At 66.7% G+C, this 12,132-nt stretch carries 9 protein-coding genes; 4 read left to right on the top strand and 5 right to left on the bottom strand.

Annotated elements, in window-relative coordinates; all coding sequences use genetic code 11:
- Window positions 1-97: 97 nt before the first annotated feature.
- From ACYAF3_RS18490 to ptsP, 3 genes are read right to left on the bottom strand one after another with little or no spacing between them, the layout of a single operon-like run.
- On the bottom strand, window positions 98-1,855 hold the full coding sequence (locus ACYAF3_RS18490; RefSeq protein ID WP_003107161.1) for a PTS fructose-like transporter subunit IIB: 1,758 nt from the start codon (window positions 1,853-1,855) through the stop codon (window positions 98-100).
- Window position 1,856: 1 nt separating this feature from the next.
- Complete coding sequence (gene pfkB / locus ACYAF3_RS18485; protein WP_003112874.1) at window positions 1,857-2,801, bottom strand: 1-phosphofructokinase; 945 nt, start codon at window positions 2,799-2,801, stop codon at window positions 1,857-1,859.
- Window positions 2,801-5,671, bottom strand: coding sequence for a phosphoenolpyruvate--protein phosphotransferase (ptsP, locus tag ACYAF3_RS18480; protein WP_003119534.1), 2,871 nt, complete (start codon window positions 5,669-5,671; stop codon window positions 2,801-2,803). Before ptsP ends, pfkB begins: the two co-directional genes overlap by 1 nt.
- A gap of 327 nt (window positions 5,672-5,998) precedes the next feature.
- On the opposite strand from ptsP, the gene cra reads away from it, so the two are divergent.
- From cra to ACYAF3_RS18460, 4 genes are all read left to right on the top strand, one after another.
- Window positions 5,999-6,988 (top strand): catabolite repressor/activator, encoded by a 990-nt coding sequence (gene cra / locus ACYAF3_RS18475; protein ID WP_004345378.1) that lies wholly within the window; start codon window positions 5,999-6,001, stop codon window positions 6,986-6,988.
- Window positions 6,989-6,998: 10 nt separating this feature from the next.
- On the top strand, window positions 6,999-7,778 hold the full coding sequence (locus ACYAF3_RS18470; protein WP_003104370.1) for a TatD family hydrolase: 780 nt from the start codon (window positions 6,999-7,001) through the stop codon (window positions 7,776-7,778).
- A gap of 480 nt (window positions 7,779-8,258) precedes the next feature.
- Window positions 8,259-10,592, top strand: coding sequence for an S-type pyocin domain-containing protein (locus tag ACYAF3_RS18465; RefSeq protein ID WP_185838811.1), 2,334 nt, complete (start codon window positions 8,259-8,261; stop codon window positions 10,590-10,592).
- Between the two features lie 2 nt (window positions 10,593-10,594).
- Window positions 10,595-10,867 carry a bacteriocin immunity protein gene (locus tag ACYAF3_RS18460; protein ID WP_003104361.1) on the top strand — a complete coding sequence of 91 codons (273 nt, stop codon included), beginning with the start codon at window positions 10,595-10,597 and terminating at the stop codon, window positions 10,865-10,867.
- On the opposite strand, the gene ACYAF3_RS18455 is transcribed toward ACYAF3_RS18460, so the two are convergent.
- Together ACYAF3_RS18455 and ACYAF3_RS18450 are read right to left on the bottom strand one after the other, a co-directional pair.
- Window positions 10,854-11,162 (bottom strand): hypothetical protein, encoded by a 309-nt coding sequence (locus tag ACYAF3_RS18455; RefSeq protein WP_020750605.1) that lies wholly within the window; start codon window positions 11,160-11,162, stop codon window positions 10,854-10,856. The genes ACYAF3_RS18460 and ACYAF3_RS18455 overlap by 14 nt on opposite strands.
- Window positions 11,147-12,067: a LysR family transcriptional regulator gene (locus tag ACYAF3_RS18450; RefSeq protein ID WP_003092132.1), complete on the bottom strand. Its 921-nt coding sequence runs from the start codon at window positions 12,065-12,067 to the stop codon at window positions 11,147-11,149. The genes ACYAF3_RS18455 and ACYAF3_RS18450 overlap by 16 nt, the downstream gene beginning before the upstream one ends.
- Window positions 12,068-12,132 lie beyond the last annotated feature (65 nt).

The following is a 12,132-nucleotide window of genomic DNA, read 5'->3' as shown; positions in this document are numbered from 1 at the left end:
TCGGATCGACCGCTGGGGCGGATAACGCCTGCGGCGTTATTCGCCCTACCCTCTGCCACGTCGCTCAGGTGGCGTAGGGCGCATGACCGCCTCGCGGCTATCCGCCAGCCGCCGGCTCCCGCGAGGACGAGGTCCCCAACGCCAGTCCCGGCTCGGCGCCGCGCTTGAGCACGGCGTAGAGCAGCCCGGTAAGCAGGCTGCCGGCGACGATCGCCAGCAGGTACGCCAGGGCGTGGTTGATCGCGTTGGGCACCAGCATCACGAACAACCCGCCGTGAGGCGCCTGCAACTTGCAGCCGAAGTACATCGACAGGGCGCCGGTCAGCGCGCCGCCGGCGATGCTCGCCGGGATCACCCGCAACGGGTCCTTGGCGGCGAACGGGATGGCGCCTTCGGAGATGAAGCACAGCCCCAGCACCGAGGCTGCCTTGCCGGCCTGCCGCTCGCTCTCGGCGAACTTGCGCCGCGCCAGCAGGGTCGCCAGGCCCATGCCGATCGGCGGCACCATGCCCGCCGCCATCACCGCCGCCATCGGCGCGTAGCTGTGCGACGAGAGCAGGCCGACGGAAAAGGCGTAGGCGGCCTTGTTGACCGGTCCGCCGAGGTCGACGCACATCATCCCGCCGAGCAGCAGGCCGAGGAGGATGGCATTGGAGGTACCCATGCCGTCGAGGAACCCGGTCAGTGCCGCGAGCATCCCGGCCACCGGCTTGCCGACCACGTAGAGCATCAGCAGGCCGGTGACCAGGCTGGCCAGCAACGGGATGACCAGGATCGGCTTCAGCGCTTCCAGGCTCGCCGGCAGCCTCAGCCCGTGGCTGATGGCCCGCGCCGCATAGCCGGCGATGAAGCCGGCGACTATCCCGCCGATGAACCCGGCGCCGAGGGTCCCGGCGAGCAGGCCGCCGAGCATGCCCGGCGCCAGGCCCGGGCGGTCGGCGATGGAATAGGCGATGTAGCCGGCGAGCATCGGCACCATCAGGACGAAAGCCGTGTCGCCGACCGTCCTCAGCACCGCCGCCAGGCTGCCCGGCTGCTTGTAGGCATCGATGCCGAAGGCCAGCGACAGGGCGATCAGCAGGCCGCCCGCGACCACCATCGGCAACATGAACGACACCCCGGTCAGCAGGTGCTTGTACACCCCGCGCTTCTCGTCCCTGGCGACCACCGCGCTGGCTGCGCCCGCGCTCTCGACCTGCCCTTCCGCCAGCGCCCGCTCGAGCGTCGCGCGGGCCTGCTTGAGGGCCACGCCGGTGCCGCAACGGTAGATCTTCTTGCCGGCGAAACGGGCCGTGTCCACGTCGATGTCGGCGGCCAGCAGGACCACGTCGGCGGCGGCGATGTCCGCCGGGTCGAGCGGGTTGCGCGCGCCGACCGAGCCCTGGGTCTCGACCTGCAACGCGAAGCCCAGTTGCCCCGCCGCGAGCTGCAACGCCTCGGCGGCCATGAAGGTGTGCGCCACGCCGGTCGGACAGGCGGTCACCGCGACGATCCGCGGTGCCGCTCCGGCCTCCGGCGCAACCAGGCCGGCCTCGTCCCCGGCGACCTCCACGCTCGCCAGGGCGGCGGCCCGCTGGAGGAAGGCGCGCGGATCGGCCAGCGCCTCGGCGGGACGCGCGCGATACACCGGCTTGCCGACGAAACGCGCCGCCGCCAGCGGCTCGACGCCGACCAGCAGGACCCAGTCGGCTTCGGCGATCTGTTCGGCGCTCAGTTCGCCCTCGGGCCTCGACCCGGCATTCGCCTCGACGCAGGTTTCCCAGCCCAGGCGCTCGGCGGCGCCCCGCAGCAGGCGCGCGGCGAGCACGCTGGTGACCTGTCCGCCAGGGCAGGCGGTGACGATCGCTAGTTTCATCTCAGGCCTCCTCGACCAATGGCTGTACCACGACGCCCGCTTCGATCCGCGCCAGGCGCTGCGGATCGCCGATGCCGAACTCGAACTGGGTCACCGCCAGGCTGGCGATGGCGGTGGCCTGACGCAGCACCCGCTCGGCCGGCCAGCCGCTGGCCAGGCCGTGCAGCATGCCGGCCAGCAGGGAATCGCCGGCGCCCACCGTGCTGGCCACTTCCACCGCCGGCGGCCGCGCCTGCCAGGCACCCTCGGCGGCGAACCAGTTGACCCCCGCGGCGCCCTGGGAAATCACCACCTGGCCTACCCCGTCATGGCGCAGACGTTCGGCCGCCTGGCGCTGTGCGACCAGGTCATCCATCGGCGCCGAGCAGAGATCGGCCAGTTCCTCGACGTTCGGCTTGATCATCCACGGCGCAGCCTTCACACCTTCGCGCAGGGCCGCGCCACTGCTGTCGAAGGCGACCTTCAGGCCGAGGCGCCGCAAGCGCCGCAGCAGTTCGCCCAGCCATTCCGGCTCGACCCCGCGCGGCAGGCTGCCGGCGACCACCGCCAGCTCGTGCTCCCCGGCAAGCCGGTCGAGGCGTTCGAGCAACGCCGCCTGGGCTCGCTCGTCGGCCTCCGGGCCCGGCCCGTTGAGGTCGCTGACGCGCCCGCCGCGCTCGGCCAGCTTGATGTTGCTGCGGGTTTCGCCCGGCACCCGGACGAACGCATCGGCGAAGCCACGACGCTGGAACATGGCGGTGAACGGCGGCTGGTTGTCTTCGCCGAGGAAGCCGCTGACCGTCAACCGATGGCCGAGGTCGGCAAGCACCTGGGCGACGTTCAGACCCTTGCCGGCGGCCTGGGTCAGCACCGCCTCGCTGCGGTTAACCGCCCCCAGTTCCAGCTGGCGCAGGCGCACGGTGAGGTCCAGCGCAGGGTTCAGGGTAATCGTCAGGATCCGCGCCATTACTGCACCTCCGCTTCCACCAGGGCCCGGACCTCGGCGGCGCTCGCCAGGCCCAGGGCTTTGCGGGCCAGGCCGCGCGCAGCGACCAGCTGCAGTTCGCGCACGCCGGCCTTGACCAGGGCGATGCTGCGCGCCGAGACGCTCAGCTCGTCCACTCCCAGGCCGACCAGCAGCGGCAACGCCAGCGGGTCGGCCGCCAGTTCGCCGCAGACGCCGACCCACTTGCCCTCGGCGTGGGCGGCGCGGACGGTCATGTCGATCAGTTGCAGCACCGCCGGATGCAGACCGTCGGCCTGGGCCGAAAGACTCGGGTGGCCGCGATCGATAGCCAGGGTGTACTGGGTCAGGTCGTTGGTGCCGACGCTGAAGAAGTCCACCTCGCGGGCCAGCACCGGCGCGAGCAACGCCGCCGAGGGCACCTCGACCATGATCCCCAGTTGCAGGTCGGCCAGCGGGATTTCCTCGCGCAGGCGCAGCGCCAGGTCACGCGCCTGGCGCCATTCGTCGAGGCTGCCGACCATCGGGAACATCACCCGCAGCGGCCGCTCCCCGGCGGCGCGGAACAGCGCGCGCAACTGGGTCTCGAGGATCTGCGGTCGCTGCAGGGTCAAGCGGATACCGCGCAGGCCCAGATAGGGATTCTCTTCGTGGGGAATCGGCCAGTACGGCAGCGGCTTGTCCCCGCCGACATCCAGGGTCCGCGCCACCAGCGGACGTCCGTCGAGGGCGTCGAGCACCCGACGGTATTCCGCTTCCTGGGTCGCCAGGTCCGGCGCGCGGGCGTTGTTCATGAAGACGAACTCGGTGCGCAGCAGGCCAACGCCCTCGGCGCCCAGCTCCACCGCGCGCGCGGCGCCGGCGGTGTCGCCAAGGTTGGCGCAGACTTCCACCGCGTGGCCATCGCGGGTCCGCGCAGGCTCCAGCCGCTGCGCGTCGGCGCGGGCCTGGCGCTGCTGGCGGGCGTCGCGCTCGGCGGCGGCCTGCTGCAACTGTTCGGTGCTCGGCGCCACCTGCAGCCAGCCGTGCTCGCCATCCAGCAGCAGTGCCGTGCCCGGCTCCAGGCCGAGCACCGCCGCGCCGGCGCCGACCAATGCCGGAATGCCGAGGGCGCGGGCGATGATCGCGCTGTGCGAAGTGGCGCCGCCGCGCGCCGTGAGGATGCCGGCGACCCGCTGGGCGTCGAGGCGGGCGACATCGGAGGGGCCGACCTCGTCCATCACCAGGATGTACGGCTGCTCCGGCTCGCGCGGCGCCTCCACCCCGCAGAGCCTGGCCAGCACCCGCCGGCCGAGGTCGCGGAGGTCGGCGGCGCGCTCGGCGAGCAGCGCGTCGTGCAGCGCCTCCTGTTGCGCCGCGCTGTCTTCCACCACCCGACTCCAGGCCGCTTCGGCGCTTTCGCCGCGATTCAGGCGCAGTTGCACCTGCTCGGCCAGTTCCGGATCGTCGAGCATCTCCCGGTGGGTGACGAAAATCTCGCGGATCGCCTTCACCGTGCTGCGTTCGACCAGGCCGACGATCTCCTCGTCCACCGCCCGCTTGGCCCGCAGCAGGCGCTCGCGTTCATGGGCCGGCGACTCGCCGCGCGGCTGGAACTCGAAGCGCTGCGCCACCTGGACATGCGCCGGACCACTGGCGATGCCCGGCGACGCGGCGATTGCCTGCAGGCGCTCGCCGGCGCGCAGCGGCGCCGGCCGGGCATCCTCTTCCGCCTCGCCGACGGCATCGGGCAAGGCCTCCTCCGCCAGCGCTTCGACCTCCTCGCCGAGCCCCTCGCGCACCGCGGCCAGCAAGGCTGGCAGCGCGTCCTCGGCGATCGCCGGCTCGGCGCTGAACTCCAGCGTCTGGCCGCGTCGCGCGCCGAGGGCGAGCAGCTTGCTCAGGCTCTTCGCCGAGACGGGGGCCGCCTCGCTGTCGGCCAGGCGTACCCGGATCTCGCCGGCGAAGCCCTTGGCCAGCTGCGCCAGCGCCTGCGCCGGGCGGGCATGCAGGCCATGCGGGTTGGCCAGGACCGCTCGCGCGCTGGGCCAGTCCGGCGGCAGCTCGCCACCGAGCGCCGCGAGTACGCTGCGGCTGCTGGTGGCGCGCACCAGCTCGGCGCCACGCCCTTCCAGCAACAGGTCGCACAGGCGTTCGAGCAGCGCCTGGTGCGCTTCGCCCAGGCTGGCCAGGCAGAACAGCCCGGTGACCAGTTGCCCCTGGTGCTGCAACGGTTGCGCCGGAGTGACGAAGGCCAGCCCGGGGCGCTTCACCAATTGTTCGCTGTGCAACCAGCACAGCCCGTCGCCCAGCGGCAACGGTTCGGTCTGCTGGAGCACGGCGGCGAAGCCGTTCTCCACGCAGCCGGCCTTCTTCAACAGGCGCGCGCCGAGCCAGGCCAGTTCGTCGAGGTCCTCGGCGTTCTGGCCGAGGCCGACCAGTTGTGCGTCCAGCGCCAGTTCCTGCGGCGCGCCCTGCAACAGGCCGAGGACTTCCTCGGCGCTGGCGGCCGCGCTCAGCGCCGGTCCCAGGTCGGCCTCGCCGAGGGCACGGGTGAGCAATTGCAGGAGCTGCAGGTGTTCGTCGGACTTCGCCGCGATGCCGATGGCCAGGTAGACCTGCTGGCCATCGCCCCAGTCCACTCCCTCGGGGAATTGCAGCAGGCGCACACCGGTGCTGAAGACCAGCTCGCGGGTATCCGGGGTCCCATGGGGTATGGCGATGCCCTGGCCGAGGTAGGTGGAGCCTTGTGCCTCGCGCGCCTTCAGGCCCTCGGCATAGCCGGGCGCGGCCAGGCCGTCGGCGACCAGCGCCGCGCCGAGCAGGCGCAGGGCTTCGGCCTTGTCCGCGGCGCGCTGGCCCATGCGGATCTGCCGGGTATCGAGTTCGAGCATGGAAACCTCCTCAGGAGCGAACGGCTCCCCGTCTCACGTCCGGATCGTCCCGCCGCGCCGAGGCGCGGGCGCGGGATGTGCCGGCGGTAGCGGAAAGCGGCTCGCGGGAGCCTTCCGTACAGCCTGGGGCGGTGATCCGCTTGTTGTCATTGACCTGCCATAGCGTAGGCGGCGCCGCGTTCGGGCTGCGCGAGGCAGCCTGGGGCAGGGGGCGCCGGCTTCGCCGGAATCTTTTGCTGAATCGATTCACTTAATTAAATTGGCACGTTACCCGATAATGATTGATCCTTGAAGCCCAACTTGTCGTCGCCTCCAGTAGAGATCGGTTTGAAACTCAGTGATATCGCCCGCCTGGCCGGGGTCTCGGTGACCACCGCCAGCTACGTCATCAATGGCAAGGCCGCCCAGCGGCGCATCAGCGCCGCCACCGTCGAGCGCGTGCTTGCCGTGGTCGAGGAACACGGCTACCAGCCGGACCAGCAGGCCGCCGGCCTGCGCCGCGGGCAGACCCGCACCCTCGGCTTCATCCTCCCGGACCTGGAAAACCCCAGCTACGCCCGCCTCGCCAAGCAACTCGAACAAGGCGCCCGGGCGCGCGGCTACCAGTTGCTGATCGCCTGCTCCGACGACGAGCCGGAGACCGAGCGCCAGGTGGTCAACCTGTTCCGCGCGCGCCGCTGCGACGCGCTGATCGTCGCCAGTTGCCTGCCGGCCGGGGATGATACCCATGCCCGGCTGGTCGCCGAAGGCCTGCCGGTGGTGGCCATCGACCGCCAGCTCGACCCGCAGCGCTTCGCCTCGGTGATCAGCGACGACCAGGACGCCGCGCGCCGCCTCACCGAAACCCTGTTGCAACCGGCGCCGCGCCATATCGCCCTGCTCGGCGCGCGGGCGGACCTGATCATCAGCCACGACCGCGCCGCCGGCTTCCGCCAGGCGCTGAAGGACTTCCGCGGCGAGGTCATCGTCGAGCATGCCGAGGTGTTCAGCCGCGAGTGCGGACGCCGCCTGATGGAGCAATTGCTCGAGCGCCTGGGCTACCTGCCCGACGCCCTGGTGACCACTGCCTATGTACTCCTCGAAGGCGTCTTCGATGTGTTCCAGGCGCGCGCCGACGGTTGGCCCGAAGGCTTGCGGGTGGCGACCTTCGGCGACACCCAGTTGCTCGACTTCGTGCCGCTGAAGGTCAACTCGATCTACCAGCAGCACGCGCTGATCGCCGCCAACGCCCTCGAACTGGCGCTCCGCGCGGTCGAGGAGAACAACTACCGGCCGGGCCTGTACGCCGTCCCCCGGCAACTCAAGCTGCGCGACTGAGCCGGCCGCCATGCGCCTGGTCGACACCCACAACCACCTCGACTTCCCGGACTTCGACGCCGACCGCGCCGCGCTGCTGCAACGCAGCCGCGCGCTGGGGGTCGAGCGCCAGGTGGTGCTCGGCGTCTACCGCGAGAACTGGCAACGGGTCTGGGACCTGGCGCAGGCCGAGGATGGCCTGTACGCGGCGCTCGGCCTGCACCCCGTCTACCTGGCGCGGCACCGCCCGCAGCACCTGGACGACCTGCGCCAGTGGCTGCAACGCCTGCGCGGCGAGACGAAGCTCTGCGCGGTCGGCGAGATCGGCCTGGACTACTACCTGGAACACCTCGACCGCGACGCCCAGCAGGCGCTGTTCGAGGCCCAACTGCGGCTGGCCGCGGAATTCCGCCTGCCGGCGCTGATCCACGTGCGCCGCGCCCACGCGGCGACCATCGCCACCCTCAAGCGCATCCGCCTGGAGCGCCGTGGCATCATCCATGCCTTCGCCGGCAGCCGCGAGGAAGCCCGCGAGTACCTCAAGCTCGGCTTCCGCCTCGGCCTCGGCGGCGCGCCGACCTGGCCGCAGGCCAACCGCCTGCGCAAAGTGGCGGCGGAGCTGCCGGCCGAGGCCATCGTGCTGGAAACCGATGCGCCGGACATGGCGCCATCGATGCATCCCGGCCAGCGCAACAGTCCGGAGCACCTGCCGGACATCTGCCGCGCCCTCGCCGAGCTGCGCGGGGTCGACGCCGAGGAACTGGCGGCGAGCAGCAGCCGCAACGCCGCCGAGCTGTTCGGCTGGGACTGATCAAGCGTCGCGCAGGAGTTAAACATCCCAGTTGCGCCCTTACCATTGCTGCAGCGCCAGGGCCTCGCACAGGCGCTCGTGGGGGACGATAGCTAGCAAAGACAAGATCGTACGCTAAGCGTGCAGCCTGCCAGTGAGGCCCTAGAGGTAGCAGGCGAGGCGTCAGAAAATGCATGGATAAACCCTACCCTGACATTGCCCAGCCGCTCTGACGCCCAGTTAGGGCGTAGCCCAATTTGACATCGCGAGAACTTAGGATGCGGCAGCGCCAAGCTAACTCGGTAACGATGAAAGCGAATACACGGCTACTGCGACAGCAAGAGGAGATATTGTAGTTTATTTTCGTGTATCGCTCGTGCATTAAAGCTTATTCATGGTCACTATCTTTAATGCTCCGCAGCAAACCCGAAGAATCCCAATTGCCTACCAGGCAGGTAGTAAAAGCAAGTTCTCTTTACGGGGATTCTTAAGGAAAATATCATGAGCGACGTTTTTGACCTTGGAAGCATGACCACAGTAGCAACCGCTACTGGTCAGTACTCTTTCTACACACCTCCGCCACCCACCCCTATCCCATACCTTACCTATATCGCCCGTCCCGGCATAAATAAATTTGATCTTCCTGAAGGGGCGAAAATCAAGGATCTTATCAAGCGATACCAATATGAAAGGTCTCAAGTCCCCGCTGCGATCATGATTCGTGGTGTACAGGAAGAGATCAAAAAATCCACGAACACTGCCTTGGCCAATGTGGGATCGATTGTCGATGGCGAACTGGCGTATCTTGCTAGCCAGAAAAAGGAAAAATTAAATCCTACCGGGGCGACACCCTTGCAGATGGCCACTGCTGAAAAGGCCGCGGCGCTGGAACTGCTTGCGTCCAAACAGAAGGAACTGGCTGACGCACGAACCATTGCAAATGCATTCTTTGGCTATGACCCTCTCACGGTCAATTATGTCAATGTAATGAATGAAATCTACGGCCGCCGCGAAGATAAAGATTTTAGTTTCGACAACTGGTCGAAGTCTTATTCAGCCGCACAAAAGATCCGCTTGATCGAAGCGGAAATCAGCGTCCTCAATAGCCGCTCCTCCGCCCTGGATGGCAAGGTCGCCGAACTGACCCGGCTTCAGCGGCTGGAGGACGCACAGCGCGCCGCAGAGGCCGCCCGGCAGACGGAAGCGGAGCGCTTAGCGCAAGAGCAACGTCAAGCTGAAGCCCGACGGCAGGCCGAAGAGGCTCGTCGCCAGGCCGAGGCTCAGCAACAAGCCGAACTGCAACGCTTGGCCGAAGCAGAGGCCAAGCGAGTCGCAGAGGCGGAGAAAAAGCGTCAAGACGAAATCAATGCGCGGCTTCAGGCCATTGTCGTATCGGAAAGTGAAGCCAAGCGCATCGAGGAAATCTACAAGCGTCTGGAAGAACAGGACAAAATCAGCAACCCCACCGTCACTACACCTCCCGCAGTCGATGCCGGCTCTCGGGTCGATGACGCACTCACCCATACCGGAACCCGTGTGACCTCTGGAGGAGAAACTGGAGCAACGGGCGGTTCCGGTCGGGATGTTGATACGGGTACTGGACAAGGAGGCATCACGGCGCGCCCGGTCGATGTCAGCAGTGTTTCAATCCCTGACCGGCGTGACCCGAAAATTCCCGACCAGCCAAGGAGGGATCTTGGCGCGTTGGTTCCTACTTTTCCCGACTTCCCCACCTTCCCTAGTTTTCCAGGCGTCGGCGTACCGGTAGCGCCCAAACCTCTGGCCCCGGCAGGGGGTGGTGCCGCCAGCGTTTCCAGGACTCTCAAGACCGCAGTGGATTTGCTTTCGGTGGCTCGCAAGCCCCCTGGTGCAATGTTGGGTCAGGTAGCCGCTGTCATCGCCACTATGGCGGTCAGTTCCTTCTGGCCGAAACTGAACAATGGTGAACGGCAGGCCTCCTTTGCCATTCCGGTTGCGGAACTGTCTCCGCCCCTGGCGGTTGACTGGCAAGCCATTGCCGCCGCCAAAGGAACGGTGGACCTACCTTACCGGCTGAAAACCCTCAATGTCGATGGGTCGATTCAAATCATCGCCGTACCCACCGAGCCGGGTAGTGCGGCGGTCCCCGTCAGGGCGCTGACTCTGGACTCCGCCTCGGGGACCTACAAATACACGACTACCGGCCCTGGCGGCGGCACCATCCTAGTCACCCCGGATACTCCACCTGGCCAGATCGATCCGTCGTCTTCGACACCCGCAGTGCCCCATGGCCCGCTGATCATGCCCGGCACACTGCTGATTCCGAAGGAACCGCAGATCGAGTCCTATCCAGAACTCGAACAACGGGAGTTCAACGACGGGATCTACGTCTACCCGGAAGACAGCGGTATTCCGCCACTCTATATTGTTTATCGGGATCCGCGGGATGAGCCCGGCGTTGCTACCGGTAATGGCCAGCCGGTCACTGGGAACTGGCTGGCCGGCGCCTCACAGGGTAACGGAGTACCGATTCCGAGCCAAATCGCCGATCAGTTGCGCGGCAAGGAATTCAAGAGTTGGCGAGACTTTCGGGAGCAGTTTTGGATGGCCGTTAGCAAAGACCCATCAGTTCTCGAAAACCTCTCCCCCAGTAATAGGTACTTTGTCAGTCAGGGCCTTGCTCCTTATGCTGTGCCAGAGGAGCATCTGGGTAGCAAAGAAAAGTTTGAGATTCACCATGTAGTCCCTCTGGAAAGCGGCGGCGCTCTTTACAATACAGACAATCTTGTTATCGTCACTCCGAAACGCCACAGCGAAATTCATAAAGAACTGAAATTTAAACGTAAGGAGAAATAATAATGGATATTAAAAATAACCTTGCCGATTATACTGAAAGTGAGTTCCTGGAGATCATTGAAGAGTTCTTCAAGAACAAATCAGGACTAAAGGGTAGTGAGCTAGAAAAGAGAATGGATAAACTGGTCAAGCACTTCGAGGAAGTTACTTCTCACCCACGAAAGAGTGGTGTAATTTTCCATCCGAAACCTGGCTTTGAAACGCCCGAAGGCATAGTGAAAGAAGTCAAAGAGTGGCGTGCCGCCAACGGCCTCCCTGGCTTCAAGGCTGGCTAATTAGCCACCAACAAGCCCCGTTCCGACGGGGCTTGTTTTTTGAGAGACTTTCCTTATTTTTCTGGACGCTACTGACTCTAGCCCTGACGAGTCCATTTAATTGGCTTGCAGAGTTTTCGGCGGTTTCGGCTTGCGCCCCAGGCTGACTCATTGAAGAGCATATTCTCAGGCTCACAGAAACCTTAGCGTAGGATTTTTCCGAATTCTGCGGTTTCCCCTCGTGCAAGCGCGCGGCGCTGTCCACGTCCGCCAGCTCGATGGCCAGGCTCGCCGCCCGGTTCAGTTCCTCGTCCATGGAGCCTCCGCCAGCAATGCGTCGCAACGCTCGCGCACGAACGCGCGCAAGAGGGTCACCGGGCGGGTCAACTGGGCGCGGTGGGTACACAAGAGGTTCATCGGCGTCGCCTCGCCCTGCCACTCCGGCAGCAGCAGGCGCAGGCGCCCGGCGCGCACGTCCTCGGCCACGTCCAGCCAGGACTTGTAGACCAGCCCCTTGCCGGCCAGGGCCCAGCGCCGCACCACGTCGGCGTCGTCGCAGACCCGGTCGCCGGCGACCGTCAGGGTCAGGCTGCGGCGGCCCCGCTGGAACGCCCAGCGGTCGTGTACCCGGCCGCCGAGTTGGTAGAGCAGGCAATTGTGCTCGCGCAGGTCGTCCGGCTGGCGCGGCTCGCCGCGCTCCGCCAGGTAGCCCGGCGCGGCGCAGAGCACTCGCCGGTTGTCCGGCGCCAGCGGCAGGGCGACCAGGCTGGAGTCGGCCGGTGCGCCGTAGCGGATCGCCACGTCCACCGGTTGCCGGTAGAGATCGGTCACCCGGTCGCCGAGCAGCAGGCGCAGGCTCAGTTGCGGATAGCGCGCCTGGAACTCGTCGAGCCATGGCAGCAGCAGGTTGCGGCCGAAGTCGGAGGGCGCGGAAAGCTGCAGTACCCCGGCGATCTGGTCCTTGCCGCCCTGCAGCAACCGGCGCCCCTCCTCCAGGCTGCGCAACGAGGCGCGGGCATGCAGGAGGAACGCGTCGCCCTCGGGAGTCAGGCGCAGGCTGCGGGTGGAGCGGGCGAACAGGCGTACCTCCAGCTCGCTTTCCAGGCGCTTCAGCGCCGCGCTGGCCACCGCCGGGGAAATCTCCAACTGGCGCGCGGCGGCGGACAACGAGCCGCTGTCGCTGGTGTGGACGAACACCTGGAGGTCGTCGTAACGCAGCATTTTCAAGATTCCTTTGAAAGAGTCTTCCCTGATAGCCTGTTTTTCAGCGATTTGAAATAGCCCAT

It is taken from the genome of Pseudomonas sp. TZ252 (assembly GCF_056110345.1).
Note: the sequence above shows the minus strand (reverse complement) of the source record. Positions and strands in the feature narration are given on the sequence as shown.